This is a genomic window from Oleispirillum naphthae, assembly GCA_027864655.1.
GTDB lineage: Bacteria > Pseudomonadota > Alphaproteobacteria > Rhodospirillales > Rhodospirillaceae > Oleispirillum > Oleispirillum naphthae.
The window spans coordinates 110,401-123,837 of the sequence record JAQAZG010000007.1; the positions used below are offsets into that span (position 1 = coordinate 110,401).

Sequence of the window (13,437 nt, forward strand, 5' to 3'; positions counted from 1 at the left end):
AACACCCGGGCGAAAAACACAAAAAAGGGGCAGATTCCGGCCCCCGGCGTTTGGCGCGGTGATTGCATACAGGCGTGTGGATACCCCGCGGGCGCCTTCGCCCCACCTTCGAGCGTTTTTCCCGATCGTCTCCGCACCGGTTTCGCCTGCTGTGGCGCAGCCCGGTCCATGTTCCGCAACGCGTTGCAAGGAGGTCCCATGTTCCTGAAGTCCCTCGCCGCCCTCGCCGCCGCCGCCATGCTCGGCCTGGCTTCCCCGGCCGCCGCCCAGGACAGCGTCAAGGTGGGCGTCACCACCACCGGCGTGCCGTTCACCTTCGTCGATACCGCCACGCAGAAGCCCACCGGCGCGATGGTGGATCTCGCCGCCGCCATCGCCAAGGAGATCGGCGCCACGCCGTCGTTCGAGATCACCGCCTTCTCCGCCCTGGTTCCCGCGCTGTCCACCGGCAAGATCGACCTGATCTCGGCGGGCATGCTGGCCACCGATGCGCGCAGGCAGATCATCGACTTCACCGACGTGGTCTACAGCTACGGCGACGGTCTGTTCGTCTCCGCCAAGGACAAGAAGGACTACGCGCTCACCGATCTCAAGGGCGAGGTGGTCGGCGCCCAGGTCGGCACCATCTTCGCCGACGTGCTGAAGAAGGTCGGCGGGTTCAAGGAGATCAAGCAGTACGACTCGATCGTCGATATCATGCGCGACGTCAAGCTCGGCCGCATCAAGGCGGGCATCGGCGATGCGCCGATCGTCGCCTACCAGATCGCCAAGAATCCGGACCTCGGGGTGCGCCTGGTGCCGGGCTACAAGCCGGCCAACCTGGGCGACGTGGCGCTTGCCGTGTCCAAGGAGAATCCGGCCCTGCTCGCCAAGGTCAACGCCGCCATCGCCAAGCTCAAGGCCTCGGGCGAGATCAAGAAGATCTTCGCCAAATACGGCCTCTGAGACCGGGGACCGGCGCGCCTGCGCCGGTCCTTCCGTTCCGCCCCAGAAAGCGACGAGGAACGCGCGCACATGAAGCTTTTCACGCACGGCGCAGAATACCTGCCGATCCTGCTGAACGGGCTGTGGCTGACCATCCTGGTCACCGTCCTCGCCCTCATCCTCGCCAGCGCGCTGGGCCTGCTCTGGGCGCTGCTGCGCACCTCGGGCATTCCCGCCCTCGCCACGCCCACCCGCATCCTCATCGAGTTCCTGCGCGGCATCCCGATCCTCGTGGTGCTGTTCTACATCTACTTCGTCATGCCCGACATCGGCATCGACCTCACCGCGCTGCAGGCGGGCATCGTCGGCCTGGCGATCACCTATTCCTGCTACATCGGCGAGACCTTCCGCGCCGGGATCGAGGCGGTGGACCGCGGCCAGATCGAGGCGGCCAAGTCCATCGGCATGGACCGCTCGCTGACGATGCGCCGCGTGGTGCTGCCCCAGGCGTTCAAGATCGTGCTGCCGCCCTACGGCAACAACATCGTGATGCTGCTCAAGGACTCCTCGCAGGTCTCGGTGATCTCGGTGGCCGAGCTGTCGATGCAGGGCAAGGTGCTCGCCTCTTCCACCTTCGACAACATGACCGTGTTCACCATGGTGGCGCTGCTCTACCTCTGCCTGACGATCCCGCTCAACTTCATCCTGCACCGCGTGGAAAAACGCATGGGAAAGGCCTGAACCATGGTTTTCGACGACACGATGATCGCCTTCAAGGACGTGCGCAAATCCTTCGGCGGGCACGAGGTGCTCGGCGGCATCACCGCCAGGGTGCGGCGCGGCCAGGTGGTCTGCCTGATCGGCCCCTCGGGGGCGGGCAAGTCCACGCTGCTGCGCTGCGTCAACGGGCTGGAGGACTACCAGGGCGGCGAGATCACCATCGACGGCCTGCGCATCGACGTCTCCTCCCCCGACATCCACGAGGTGCGCACCCGCGTCGCCATGGTGTTCCAGCGGTTCAACCTGTTCCCCCACCGCACCGCGCTGGAAAACGTCATGGAAGGGCCGGTGTTCGTGCTCAAGGAGAAACCGGCGGAGGTGCGCGCCCGCGCCGTTTCGCTGCTCACCCGCGTCGGCCTGTCCGACAAGATGGACGCCTACCCTGCCGCGCTCTCCGGCGGGCAGCAGCAGCGCGTCGCCATCGCGCGGGCGCTGGCGATGCGGCCGGAGGCGATTCTCTTCGACGAGCCGACCAGCGCCCTCGACCCGGAAATGGTGGGCGAGGTGCTGCGGGTGATGCGCTCCCTCGCCGAGGAAAACATGACGATGCTGATCGTCACCCACGAAATCCAGTTCGCGCGCGAGGTCGCCGACTGGGTGCTGTTCCTCGACGGCGGCCGCATCGCCGAGGAAGGCCCCGCCGACATCCTGCGCAATCCCAAGAACGAGCGCACGCAGGACTTCCTGCGGCGCGTCACCGATCCGGCCTGACGACCGGACCTTCACGGAACGGAAGGACCATTCCATCATGTCGCATCCCGTCGCCTCCATCTGGGCCGCCACCGCGCATCCGGCGCCCGAGACTCCCCCCATCGCCGGTGCGCACACCGCAGACGTCGCCGTGATCGGCGCGGGGGTCACCGGCCTCGGCGCGGCGATCAAGCTGGCGGAGGGCGGCGCCTCGGTGATCGTGCTGGACAGCGGCGGCCCGGGCTTCGGCGCGAGCGGCCGCAACGGCGGCCAGGTCATCCCGGGGCTGAAGCACGACCCGGACGAACTGGACAAGCTCTACGGCGCGGCCGCCACCGAGTTCGCGGGCAAGACCGCCGACGTGGTGTTCGCGCTGATCGAGAAATACGGCATCGACTGCGCCGCCACGCGCGGCGGCTGGATTCAGGGCACGCTCAAGACCTCCCACCTGCCGATGCTGGAACGCCGCGTCGCGCAGTGGAAGGCGCACGGAGCCGACGTGGAAATGCTCGACGCCGCGGGCATACGGCGCCTCACCGGCACCGGCCGCTACGTGGGCGGCTGGATCGACCGCCGCGCCGGAACCCTGCACCCCCTCAACTACAGCTACGGCCTCGCCCGCGCCGCGCTCTCCCTCGGCGCGCAGGTGCACGGCGGCAGCGAGGTCGCCTCGCTGAAGCGCAGCAACGGGCGTTGGCTGCTCGTCACCGCCAACGGCGCGCGCATCGACGCCGGGCACGTGGTCATCGGCACCAACGGCTACACCGGCCGCCTGTGGCCGAAGCTCAAGGGCACGGTGATTCCCGCCTCGTCCTTCCAGATCGCCACCGCGCCGCTCTCCGAGGAGCAGTTGCAGCGCATCCTGCCGGGAAGCGTGGCGATTTCGGATACCCGGCGCATCGCCAACTACATGCGCATCGGTCCGGGCAACCGCCTGATGCTGGGCGGCCGCGGCACCTTCTCCGAACCGAAGGAACTCGCCGACTACCGCCGCATGGTCGCCGACCTCAAGGCGTTCTTCCCCGAAACCGCGGGGACGCCGCTCGACTATTACTGGAGCGGCCGCGTCGCGATGACCTGGGACCACATGCCGCGCCTGCACCGCCCGGCGCCGGATATGACCATCGCGCTCGGCTACAACGGCCGCGGCGTCGCCCTCGGCACCGCGATGGGCCAGGCGATCGGCGCGCACATTCTCGACCCGCAGACGCCGCTGCCGCTGACCTTCCGCACCATCCGGCCGCTGCCGGTCCACGACCTGCACCCGATCTATGCGAGCATGGCGATCGAGTACTACCGTCTCCGCGATTCTCTGGAGAAATAAGGGGGCCGGGCTGCCTCAGGCATTGCGTTTCGGCAGCCAGTCGCGCAGGCGCTCGATCGCGGTGATCACCGTGGCGGTGGAGCCGGAGTAGGAGAAGCGCACGAAGCGGCCGCCGTCCGCCGGGTCGAAGTCCCAGCCCGGCGCGACGGCGACTCCCGTCTCGTCCAGCATGCGGCGGCAGAGTTCGCGGCTGTCCGGCCCGAGGTGGGAGACGTCGGCGTAGACGTAGAACGCGCCGTCCGGCGGCGCCACCTTGTCGATGCCGAGACCGGCCAGCCCGTGCACCAGGAGATCGCGGTTGCGCGCATAGCCGCGCACGATGGCGTCCAGCTCCTCCAGATGATCGAAGGTCCGCACCGCGGCGATCTGCGAGATCGTCGGCGGCGAGATGAAGAGATTCTGCGCCAGGCACTCCACCGGGCGCATCATGTCCTCCGGCAGCACCAGCCAGCCGAGTCGCCAGCCGGTCATGCAGTAGTATTTGGAAAAGCTGTTGATCACCACCGCCGAAGGGCTGAACGCCGCCGCCGTGGCCGCGGTCATGCCGTAGGTGATGCCGTGGTAGATCTCGTCGGAGATCAGGCGGATGCCCGCGCCGTGGCAGTATTCGGCAAGCGCCTGCAACGCCTCGGGCGGCAGCATCGATCCGGTCGGGTTGGAGGGGCTGGCGACGATCAGGCCGTCGAGGCCGAGCCCTTCGATCATCTCTATGGTCGGCTGGAAGCGGGTCTCCGCCCCCACCGGCAGCAGCACCGGCTCCACCCCCACCGCCTTGAGAATGTGGCGGTAGGCGGGATACCCCGGCGCGGCCAGGCCGACGCGGTCGCCCGGCGCGAACGCGGTGAGGAAGGCGATGAGAAACGCCGCGGAGGAACCCATGGTGCAGAACACCCGCTCCACCGGCACCTCGACGCCATAGACGGCATGCGCATGGCGCGCGATGCGGCGGCGCAGGGCGGGGATGCCCTGGGCCACGGTGTAGCCCATGGGGTCGCCGCCGGCCACCTCGTGCGCCACCGCCGCCGCCGCGCCCGCGGGCAGGCCGAGGGAGGGCTGACCGATCTCCATGTGCAGCACGCTGCCGCCGCGGATTTCCCGCTCCGAGGCGGCGCGCAGCACCTCCATCACCAGAAACGGCGGAACCCGACCCCGGTCGCTGATCTTCAGGGTCATTGGAACTGAACCTTCGCGCCGGAGGCGTTGAGGTCGCGCCCGACGGCGCGGGAAACCCCGGCGCCGCGCGGGTCCAGCGCGAGGGTGCAGTTGGCGACGTGCGAAGGCGCGCCGTCGGGGCAGCTCACCCCGGTGACGCGGCTGGCCGCATCGCCCGCCGCCGCCACGGCGGCGGAGGCGGCATGCGCGTTCTCATTGCCGAAGCGGGCGCGCGCCGCGAAGTCCAGCACGTCGGGCACCGCCGTCGCGCCTGCGCCCACCGCGGCGATGCGCAGGTCGTGGACATACTTGTTGCCCGCGAGCATCGGCAGCATCGCGTCGGCATCGAGGTCGCCGCCGTCCAGCGGCGAATAGGCGAGCAACCCGGTGTCGCCCAGGGTCTGGCCCGCGCCAAAGAGCTGCCCCATGGACAGCGCACAAGCCACGGTCATGCCGCCGCGGTCCACCACCACGAAGCCGGTGGAGCCATAACCGGAGATCGCAGGCTCCGCCCCGGCGATGCGCGCGGGTTTGGCGTTTTCCGCCTCGCCCGCGGCGATCCACGCCTGCGCGGCGCGCGGTCCGGCGAACGGCGCGGACGGGAAATAGGCGATCTCGTTGCCCACCTCGGCGGTCACCGGGGCGGGCTTGGTGACGCGGTAGTCGCGCAGCATGGCGCGGCGTTCCTCGGCGCGCTCCGGCATCGCCGCGGCGATCAGCCTGCCGAGCGCCCCGCCGTAGGCCTCGCCCACGCCCTTCATCCGCAACGAGGTCATCAGGGTGGAGGCGCGCAACTGCAACAGGCTGTCGCCCTCGCGCAGCAGCGCCCCGTCCTTGCGGGTGAAGATCGTCCGCACCCCCTCGCCGAGCGCGGCGGGGGAGCCCAGCGCCGCGATGTCCTTGGCGAGCGCGCGGGAAACCGGCGTGCCGAAGCGGGCGAGGTTTTCCGCCGGGGCGAGGATGGTCTCCCAGCGCAGCGCGCCGGAGGCGGCGTGCAGCGCATAGAGGCCGCGCGGCAAACCGGGCGCGAAACCGCCGCCGGGCAGCGGTTGCGGCAGGAAGACGAAGGACTGCACCGACTTGTCCTTGGGCATGCGGGAGAGGCAGACGCCGCCGCCCATCCACCCGGCGCGGCTGGGCAGGGTGACGGTGAGCGTCGCGGCCATGGCGGTGGCGGCGTCCGCCGCGGTGCCGCCGGCGGAGAGGATGTCCTCGCCCACCAGCACGGCGCGCGGTTCCTCGGCGGAGACGAAGCCGGCGAAGCCGGCGACGTAGCCGATCACCCCCTCCGCCGGTTTTTCCGCGCCGCAGGCGGCGAGCGCCAGACAGGCGGCGAGTGCGGCGCCGCGCGCAAGCGCCGTTTGACCGCGATCCCGGGTAAGGGTAGCCTTTGCGGCGCGGCGCTGAGCGGCGATCTTCTGGTAGGTGGACAAGGTGCGCATGAGACTTCCGGCTGTGTTTCTGGCGTTGGCGATGGGGGCGTCTGCGGCGGTGGGAACCGCGGAGGACGCGCGCGCCGCGGGCAGGATTTCGCTGATCCGCGATTCGGAAATCGAAAATACCATTCACGCGTTCGCCGCGCCACTGCTGCGCGCAGCCGACCTCGACCCCACGGGACTTAAGATCCATCTGGTCAAGGATGCCTCGCTCAACGCCTTCGTCACCCACGGGATGAATCTCTTCCTGCACACCGGGCTTCTGATGCGGGCGGAGGACCCTTCCGAGGTGGTCGGGGTGATGGCCCACGAATTCGGCCACATCGTCGGCGGCCACGTGATCCTGCGCGAACAGCAGATCGAGGCGACGCAACGGAACCTTTGGCTCTCCTATCTTGCCGGCGCCGCCGCGGCGCTCGCCACCGGGCGCGGCGACGCCTTCGCCGGGGTCGCGCTGGGGGTGCAGAGCGGCATGGTGGAGAACCTCATGGCGTTCTCCCGCAGCGAGGAAAGCCAGGCCGACCAGTCCGCCACCGAATTCATGGACAAGGTGGGCATCTCCTGCGCCGGGCTGCTGAAGTTCATGCGCATCCTGGAGAACCAGGAACTCCTGATCACCGCACGGCAGGACCCCTATCTGCGCACCCACCCGCTGACCCGCGACCGCGTCGCCTTCATCGAGAACCACGTGAAGACCGCGGGCATCTCCGAGAGCGGCATGCCCGCAGCGTGGAGGGTCGCCTACGCGCGGCTGCGCGCCAAGCTGTTCGGCTTCCTGGAAAGCCCGGCGCGCACCCTGCAGCGCTATCCGGAAAGCGACACCGGCATTCCCGGCCGCTACGGCCGCGCCATCGCCCTCTACCGCCAGGCCGACACCGACGCGGCGGTGAAGATGATCGACGGCCTGCTCAAGGACATTCCGGGCGACCCCTACTTCCTCGAACTCAAGGGCCAGGTGCTGTTCGAGGCGGGCGACGTGGAGGACAGCATTCCGCCCTACCGTGCGAGCGTGCGCGCCTCGCCGCACGACGCGCCGCTGCAGCTCGGCCTCGCCCGCGCGCTGATCGCCCGCGGCGGCGTCGCCGATCTCAAGGAGGCGGAAAAAGCCCTGGAGCAGGCCTTGCGCGACGAGCCGGAAACCCCCTCTTATTGGAAGCAACTGGCGATCGCGCGCGGCCGCGGCGGCGAGGAAGCCACCGCCTCCTACGCGATGGCCGAGTACGCGCTGCGCACCGGCCGCAACGCCGAGGCGCGCTTCCACGCCGACAAGGCGCTTCAGGGCCTGCCCGCCGGGTCGCCCGCCCGCCTGCGCGCCGAAGACATCAAGGCGGAAGCCGAACGCCTGATCGACATTGCGAAGAAGAAAAAATAGCAACCCCAGTCAAGGACCGTTTCATGCCGCGATCCCGCCTGTGCGCCCTCTGCCTCGGCGCCGCACTGACCGTTCTCTCCGCCCTGCCCGCCGCCGCCGCGGACCCGGCGCTCTCCGCCGCCCAAGAGCAGGCGGTGCGCGATCTCGTCCGCCGCGCCCTGGTGGAGAACCCGGAAATCCTCGCCGAGGCGATGGAAGCGCTGAAGGCGAAGCGCATCGCCTATCAGCAGCAGGCGCAGCTCCAGGCGATCCGCACGCATGCGGCGGATCTCACCGGCCGCGCCGACGACCCGGTGATCGGCGGGAAGGACGCCCCCATCGTCATCGTCGAGTTCTTCGACTACAACTGCGGCTACTGCCGCGCCGCCTACCCCGACATCGCCGCGGCGATCAAGGCCAACCCCGACGCCCGCGTGGTGATCAAGGACCTGCCGGTGCTCGGCGAGGCGAGCCTCGCGGTCTCCCGCCTGGCGCTCGCCGCCCGCGCGCAGGGGCGCTACACCGACTTCCACGCCGCGTTGATGACCTTCAAGGGCCGTCTCGACGAGGCCTCCGCGCTCGAGGTCGCCAAGGGGCTGAAGCTCGACGTGAAGCGCCTCAAGGCCGACGCCCAGGGCAAGGCGGTGGAGGAGACGATCGCCCGCAACCACCTGCTCGCCGGGGCGCTCGACATTTCGGGCACGCCCACCTTCATCATCGGCGAGACGCTGATCCCCGGCCGCATCGACGGCGAGATGCTCGCCTCCGCCATTTCCGAACGGCGCGACGCGGCAAAAGCGAAGAAGTAGAAACGCGGCCGCCGCAAACGCGCAGGGCCGGGGCATCCGCCCCGGCCCTCGCCACGTGCGGCGAAGCGCGGCGGTCAGGCCATCGCCACGCTCTGCAACAGCGCCGAAAGGGTGCCGTCGCTCAGGCCCGCGCCGGCGGTGCCAGAGCGCAGTCCCGCCATCAGTTCGGCGAAGGACACATAGCCGTCCTCGTTGGTGTCCAGCGGATCGTAGGCGGCGGTCTCTTCGGCAGCGCCCGCGGCGGAACCGCCGGCGGATGCGCCCCCGCCCGCAGCGGCGGATTGGGCTTCCGGCGGCGACGGCGGAGCCATCGCGTAAAGCGCCGAGATCAGTTCGCTTTCGCTCACCGAGCCATCGCCGTCCGCATCCAGGGCGGCCAGCAGCGCGGCGGCATCCGCCGCGTCCTCGCCGTCCGCCGCATCCGTGCCGGAAAGCGCTGCGGACAATTCCTCGGCGCTGACCGAACCGTCGCCGTCCGCATCCAGGGCGGAGAACAGGCTGGAAGCCATTGCCTTCATGCCGCCGCCTTCCGGAGGCGGAGGCATGCCCGCTGCGAATTCGGCCTCGTCGAGGCTGCCGTCGCCGTTGCCGTCCAGGCTCGCGAAGGCCCCCGAGTCCTCCCCGGCATCCTCCTGCGCCGACAGCACTGCCGACGAGGCCTCCACCGAGAAGCGCTGCGCGAAATTCGTGAACTCCGACGCGGAGACCTGGCCGTCGCCGTCGCCATCGACGGCGGCGAACAGGCTCTGCAAACCGCTTTTCCTGTCCGAATCCGAAGACACGGCGCCGGCCTGCGTGACCGACCCCTGGCCGTTCGTCGCCTGCATCAACTGCGCGAGCAGCGATGCGGCCGAATAACCGGAGGAAGACTCGATACCCAGAGTCATGGTTTCCTTCCTTCAATCCCGGGAACCGCCGACGGCCCGGCCGCCGCAAACCCGTTCCCGCGCCTCAGCGCTTCATCGACACCGCCGTCTCGATCATCTCGTCCACGGTGCGGAAGTTGGTGGAGGCCATGGTGTAGGCCTTCTGCACCATCATCATGCGGGTGAACTCGTCGGCCATATCGACGTTGGAGGATTCCAGGTTGCCGACGAGAATGGTGGTGCCCTGCGCCTCCTGCTCCAGATCGCGGATCGACATCTCGCCCGCCCCCTCGGTGGCGCGGAAGAGGTTGCCGCTCACCGCCTCCAGGCTGTCGGGGGCGACGAACTGCGCGACCGCAACCTTGTAGAGCGCGCGGTTGCGCCCGTTGGTGTAGCTCCCCCAGAGCACGCCGTTCTTGTCGAAGCTCTCGTCGTAGAGGCGGCCGGTCTCGTTGCCGTTCTGCGCGGTGCGGTAGATCACCGTCTCGTCGGCGTACTGCTCCATGTCGGTGAGGTCCACCGCTATGGTGCTGGTGGTGCCGTCGTCCCAGGTAATGGACACCTGAACCGGATCCTGGGGCGTCAGAACCTTCCCGTCTCCGGTGAAGGTCACGACGGGAAGCGTCGGCGGGCCCGTGACCGTACCGTTCGTCACCTGGGCCTGCACGGTCCAAATGTTCGCCGCAACCTTGGTCCAGACCGACGACATCGTCTGAGAATTGTAGGAGGTATCGTAAATACCGCCCTGCAGCGTGACGCTCTCGCCGATTTCGGTGGTGGAGGGGATGTTGGCCGCCATCAGGGCTTCGGTGGTGGCCGTGCCCTCCAGCTCGTCGAGGGCGAAGGAACGCAGCGGCACCAGGCTCGAAAGAGAGTCGGAGGTGGAGAACTCGCCGTTCTCGTCCGCCGCCCAGCCCAGCAGGTACTTGCCGTCGGCGGTGATGTAATAGGACTCCTGGGCGCCGTTGCCCACATCCACGTAGCGCTGCTGCAGCGCGCCGTCGCGGGTGAAGAACACGTCGGGCGTGGCGGTGCTGCCGAAGTTGCGGGAAACCACGAAGAAGCCGTCGCCGTCGATGGCGAGATCGTCGGCGCGTCCGGTGCTCTGGATCAGCCCCTGCGCCATCACCGAACGCCGGTCCACCGCGCGCACCGCCAGCCGCTCCGAGGCATTGGTGCCGGCGCGCTGCGCATAGAGCAGGGTCTGGAACAGCGTCTCCTCGCGCTTGTAGGAGATGGTGTTGACGTTGGCGATATTGTTGCTGACGGTCTGCAGGCCCTGGCCCTGCGCCAGCATGGCGAGCGAACTCGTGTTCAATGCGCCGATCAGACTCATGGTGCGGCTCCGGTACCTTCCGTGACGGACACGTCCGGAGATTCGCTTGCAAGCCACAAGCCAGAATCAACACGCTGAAATATATGAAAATTCATCCGCGAAAGCGGCTCTCCCGGCAGATTCTGCCGGGGTGCGGGCGGCAGGACCTGCCGCCCGCGATCCGGTGGATCAGATACAGTACTGCTTCAAGGGTTCGAAGCCGTTGAAGTTGATCGAGGCATAGGACGTGGTATAGGCGCCGGTCGAATGGACCTCGATCTTGTCGCCCGCCTGCAGGTTGACCGGCAGGCAGTAGTTGGACTTGTCGTAGATGATGTCCACGGAGTCGCAGGTCGGCCCGGCGAGCACCACCGGCGCCGTCTCCTCGCCGTCGCGCGAGGTGGTGAGGCGGTAGCGGATCGCCTCGTCCATGGTCTCGGCGAGGCCGTTGAAGCGCCCGACGTCGAGGTACACCCAGCGGCGCTCGTCGTCGTAGGACTTGCGCGACACCAGCACCACCTCGGCCTGGAGGATGCCGGAATCGCCCACCAGAGAGCGGCCGGGCTCCACCATCAGGGCCGGAATGCGGTTGCCGAAGTGCTTGGTGATCGCGTGCATCACCGCGTTGGCGTAGGCCGGCAGGGCCTCCACCTCGTCCTGGTAGTGCGCCGGAAAGCCGCCGCCCAGGTTCACCGCCTTGAGTTCGATGCCGCGCTCCTGCAGGGTGGTGAACAGCATCGCCACCTTGGCGAGCGCCACATCCCACTGGTCGAGGGCGGTCTGCTGCGAGCCGACGTGGAAGGACACGCCGTAGGGGTCGAGCCCCATGCCGCGGGCCTCGGTGAGCAGGTCGGCGGCCATCTCCACGGCGCAGCCGAACTTGCGCGACAGCGGCCACTGCGCGCCGGTGTTCTCTACCAGGATGCGGCAGTAGACGCGCGAACCGGGCGCGGCGCGGCCGATCTTGTGCAACTCCTCCTGGGAGTCGATGGCGAACAGGCGAACACCCCTCCCGAAGGCTTCCGCGATATCGCGTTCCTTCTTGATGGTGTTGCCGAAGGAAATGTTCTCGGCCATGGCGCCGTTGGCGAGGCAGAGATCGATTTCCGGCAGGCTCGCGGTGTCGAAGGACGAGCCTTCGGCGGCCAGCATGCGCACCACTTCGGACGCCGGGTTGGCCTTCACCGCATAAAAGACCTGCGCAAGGGGCAAATGTTCGCGCAGGCTACGGTAATTCTCGCGGATGATCTCCAGGTCCACCACCAGGCAGGGGGTGGGCGGGCGCTGTTGCTCCAGGAAGCGTCGGATACGTTCGGACATCGTTTCAAGTCCCCCAAAGGGAAGGACCAGGCCGGATCACACGATCACAAAAGGCGCAGGTCATCAGTTGCGGCCCCACGGCACGCCCGAAGACCCGAAGGCCCACGGAAACACCGTGACTTCAACCGAAGCAGGACAGGGCGTGAAAGATGAATTTGACGATGCCGCGGCACGCGAGAAATCACCGACCCTCGGTATCTCAATGCACCGCCCGGTGGCCGAACACCACATGGGAGCGCACTTTGCCTTGACGTACAATACGCAATACGGCGGTCAAAATTCAGTTCCACCCCGGACTTGCATCCGGTCACGTGTCGTGCGTCGTTGCGTAGCCACCAAGGGTCAGAGGCACGTGCGCAAGGAGCGCCTGTATAACGCCGCAGCCCCCCCTCGTAAAGTAAAAAAGCAAATAAAAAATGCGGCCCGGATATGTCCGGGCCGCATGGCTTTTCGCCTTGTTTCTCAAGGGGCTCAGATCAGGCCCGCGAGAGGCGAGGACGGATCGGCATAGAGTTTCTTCGGCATCCGCCCCGCGAGGTAGGCAAGACGCCCCGCTTCCACCGCAAGGCGCATGGCGTGCGCCATTTTGATCGGGTCCTTGGCCGCGGCGATGGCGGTGTTCATCAGTACGCCGTCGCAGCCGAGTTCCATCGCCTCCGCCGCGTCGGAGGCGGTGCCGACGCCCGCGTCCACCAGCACCGGCACCTTCGCCTCCTCGACGATGAGGCGGATGTTGACCGGGTTCTGGATGCCGAGTCCGGACCCGATCGGCGCGGCGAGCGGCATCACCGCGGCGCAGCCCATCTCCTCCAGGCGCTTCGCATAGATCGGGTCGTCGCTGCAGTAGACCATCACCTGGAAACCCTCCTTGAGCAGGATTTCCGCAGCCTGCACCGTCTCCACCATGTTGGGGTAGAGGGTCTTCTGGTCGCCCAGAACCTCGAGCTTCACCAGGTCCCAGCCGCCCGCCTCGCGCGCCAGGCGCAGGGTGCGCACCGCATCCTCGGCGGTGAAGCAGCCCGCGGTGTTGGGCAGGTAGGTGTAGGTCTTGGGATCGACGTAATCCATCAGCATCGGCTGCTTCGGATCGCTGATGTTGACCCGGCGCACCGCGACGGTGACGATCTCCGCCCCGGAGGCCGCAAGCGCCGCCGCGGTCTCCGGAAAATCCTTGTACTTGCCGGTGCCGACCAGCAGCCGGGACGAAAAGGTGCGTCCCGCAATCACCAACCGATCTTCAGTCACTTTCTCTCCTCCCGCGGCCGCCGCCGCCGATAAAATGCACGATCTCGAAACGGTCGCCGTCCTCGACCGGCGTCGTCTCATAGGCCGACTTCGGCACGATTTCGAGATTCCGTTCCACCGCGACCTTGCGCGCCGCGATGTCGAGTTCCCGCAACAGCCCAGCAACCGACAGCCCTTCGGGCACGGCCTGAAGCTCGCCGTTCAAGGTGATCTGCATCGCGTCTC

At 68.1% G+C, this 13,437-nt stretch carries 13 protein-coding genes; 6 read left to right on the forward strand and 7 right to left on the reverse strand.

The features are described 5' to 3' along the window. Nucleotides 1-198: 198 nt before the first annotated feature. From O7R11_RS09400 to O7R11_RS09415, 4 genes are all read left to right on the forward strand, one after another. A complete protein-coding gene (locus O7R11_RS09400; RefSeq protein ID WP_337997250.1) occupies nt 199-945 on the forward strand; it encodes an ABC transporter substrate-binding protein in 747 nt (248 codons plus the stop codon). A gap of 69 nt (nt 946-1,014) precedes the next feature. Then, complete coding sequence (locus O7R11_RS09405; protein WP_337997251.1) at nt 1,015-1,665, forward strand: amino acid ABC transporter permease; 651 nt, start codon at nt 1,015-1,017, stop codon at nt 1,663-1,665. A 3-nt stretch (nt 1,666-1,668) separates the two neighbouring features. Continuing rightward, nucleotides 1,669-2,415, forward strand: coding sequence for an amino acid ABC transporter ATP-binding protein (locus O7R11_RS09410; RefSeq protein WP_337997252.1), 747 nt, complete (start codon nt 1,669-1,671; stop codon nt 2,413-2,415). 37 nt (nt 2,416-2,452) lie between these two features. Continuing rightward, on the forward strand, nt 2,453-3,718 hold the full coding sequence (locus tag O7R11_RS09415) for an NAD(P)/FAD-dependent oxidoreductase (RefSeq protein ID WP_337997253.1): 1,266 nt from the start codon (nt 2,453-2,455) through the stop codon (nt 3,716-3,718). Nucleotides 3,719-3,733: 15 nt separating this feature from the next. On the opposite strand, the gene O7R11_RS09420 is transcribed toward O7R11_RS09415, so the two are convergent. Continuing rightward, entirely contained in the window at nt 3,734-4,891 is a 1,158-nt protein-coding gene (locus O7R11_RS09420) for a pyridoxal phosphate-dependent aminotransferase (RefSeq protein ID WP_337997254.1), read from the reverse strand. Continuing rightward, nucleotides 4,888-6,312, reverse strand: coding sequence for a gamma-glutamyltransferase (locus O7R11_RS09425; RefSeq protein ID WP_337997255.1), 1,425 nt, complete (start codon nt 6,310-6,312; stop codon nt 4,888-4,890). Before O7R11_RS09425 ends, O7R11_RS09420 begins: the two co-directional genes overlap by 4 nt. Between O7R11_RS09425 and O7R11_RS09430 the strand changes: the two genes are divergently transcribed. Together O7R11_RS09430 and O7R11_RS09435 are read left to right on the forward strand one after the other, a co-directional pair. Next, nucleotides 6,311-7,678, forward strand: a complete 1,368-nt coding sequence (locus tag O7R11_RS09430; RefSeq protein WP_337997256.1) for a M48 family metalloprotease — start codon at nt 6,311-6,313, stop codon at nt 7,676-7,678. The two genes, O7R11_RS09425 and O7R11_RS09430, sit on opposite strands and share 2 nt — an antisense overlap. Before the next feature lie 23 nt (nt 7,679-7,701). Further along, a complete protein-coding gene (locus O7R11_RS09435; protein ID WP_337997257.1) occupies nt 7,702-8,466 on the forward strand; it encodes a DsbA family protein in 765 nt (254 codons plus the stop codon). Between the two features lie 74 nt (nt 8,467-8,540). Here the strand turns inward: O7R11_RS09435 and O7R11_RS09440 are convergent, their stop codons facing one another. The 5 genes from O7R11_RS09440 to thiS form a co-directional block, all read right to left on the reverse strand. Then, the gene (locus O7R11_RS09440) at nt 8,541-9,353 is read right to left on the reverse strand and encodes an EF-hand domain-containing protein (protein WP_337997258.1); all 813 of its coding nucleotides are present in this window, start codon (nt 9,351-9,353) and stop codon (nt 8,541-8,543) included. A gap of 64 nt (nt 9,354-9,417) precedes the next feature. Continuing rightward, nucleotides 9,418-10,668: a flagellar hook protein FlgE gene (locus O7R11_RS09445; protein ID WP_337997259.1), complete on the reverse strand. Its 1,251-nt coding sequence runs from the start codon at nt 10,666-10,668 to the stop codon at nt 9,418-9,420. Nucleotides 10,669-10,836: 168 nt separating this feature from the next. Next, nucleotides 10,837-11,967 carry a type III PLP-dependent enzyme gene (locus O7R11_RS09450; protein ID WP_337997260.1) on the reverse strand — a complete coding sequence of 377 codons (1,131 nt, stop codon included), beginning with the start codon at nt 11,965-11,967 and terminating at the stop codon, nt 10,837-10,839. A gap of 471 nt (nt 11,968-12,438) precedes the next feature. Further along, complete coding sequence (locus O7R11_RS09455) at nt 12,439-13,212, reverse strand: thiazole synthase (protein ID WP_337997261.1); 774 nt, start codon at nt 13,210-13,212, stop codon at nt 12,439-12,441. Beyond that, nucleotides 13,205-13,429, reverse strand: a complete 225-nt coding sequence (thiS, locus tag O7R11_RS09460) for a sulfur carrier protein ThiS (protein WP_337997262.1) — start codon at nt 13,427-13,429, stop codon at nt 13,205-13,207. The genes O7R11_RS09455 and thiS overlap by 8 nt, the downstream gene beginning before the upstream one ends. Nucleotides 13,430-13,437: the final 8 nt, after the last annotated feature.

Excerpts from the sequence above, each read along its gene's own strand:
- O7R11_RS09400 (WP_337997250.1), top strand. The coding sequence starts at position 199 with ATGTTCCTGAAGTCCCTCGCCGCCCTCGCCGCCGCCGCCATGCTCGGC.
- O7R11_RS09405 (WP_337997251.1), top strand. The coding sequence starts at position 1,015 with ATGAAGCTTTTCACGCACGGCGCAGAATACCTGCCGATCCTGCTGAAC.
- O7R11_RS09410 (WP_337997252.1), top strand. The coding sequence starts at position 1,669 with ATGGTTTTCGACGACACGATGATCGCCTTCAAGGACGTGCGCAAATCC.
- O7R11_RS09415 (WP_337997253.1), top strand. The coding sequence starts at position 2,453 with ATGTCGCATCCCGTCGCCTCCATCTGGGCCGCCACCGCGCATCCGGCG.
- O7R11_RS09420 (WP_337997254.1), bottom strand. The coding sequence starts at position 4,891 with ATGACCCTGAAGATCAGCGACCGGGGTCGGGTTCCGCCGTTTCTGGTG.
- O7R11_RS09430 (WP_337997256.1), top strand. The coding sequence starts at position 6,311 with ATGAGACTTCCGGCTGTGTTTCTGGCGTTGGCGATGGGGGCGTCTGCG.
- O7R11_RS09425 (WP_337997255.1), bottom strand. The coding sequence starts at position 6,312 with ATGCGCACCTTGTCCACCTACCAGAAGATCGCCGCTCAGCGCCGCGCC.
- O7R11_RS09435 (WP_337997257.1), top strand. The coding sequence starts at position 7,702 with ATGCCGCGATCCCGCCTGTGCGCCCTCTGCCTCGGCGCCGCACTGACC.
- O7R11_RS09440 (WP_337997258.1), bottom strand. The coding sequence starts at position 9,353 with ATGACTCTGGGTATCGAGTCTTCCTCCGGTTATTCGGCCGCATCGCTG.
- O7R11_RS09445 (WP_337997259.1), bottom strand. The coding sequence starts at position 10,668 with ATGAGTCTGATCGGCGCATTGAACACGAGTTCGCTCGCCATGCTGGCG.
- O7R11_RS09450 (WP_337997260.1), bottom strand. The coding sequence starts at position 11,967 with ATGTCCGAACGTATCCGACGCTTCCTGGAGCAACAGCGCCCGCCCACC.
- thiS (WP_337997262.1), bottom strand. The coding sequence starts at position 13,429 with ATGCAGATCACCTTGAACGGCGAGCTTCAGGCCGTGCCCGAAGGGCTG.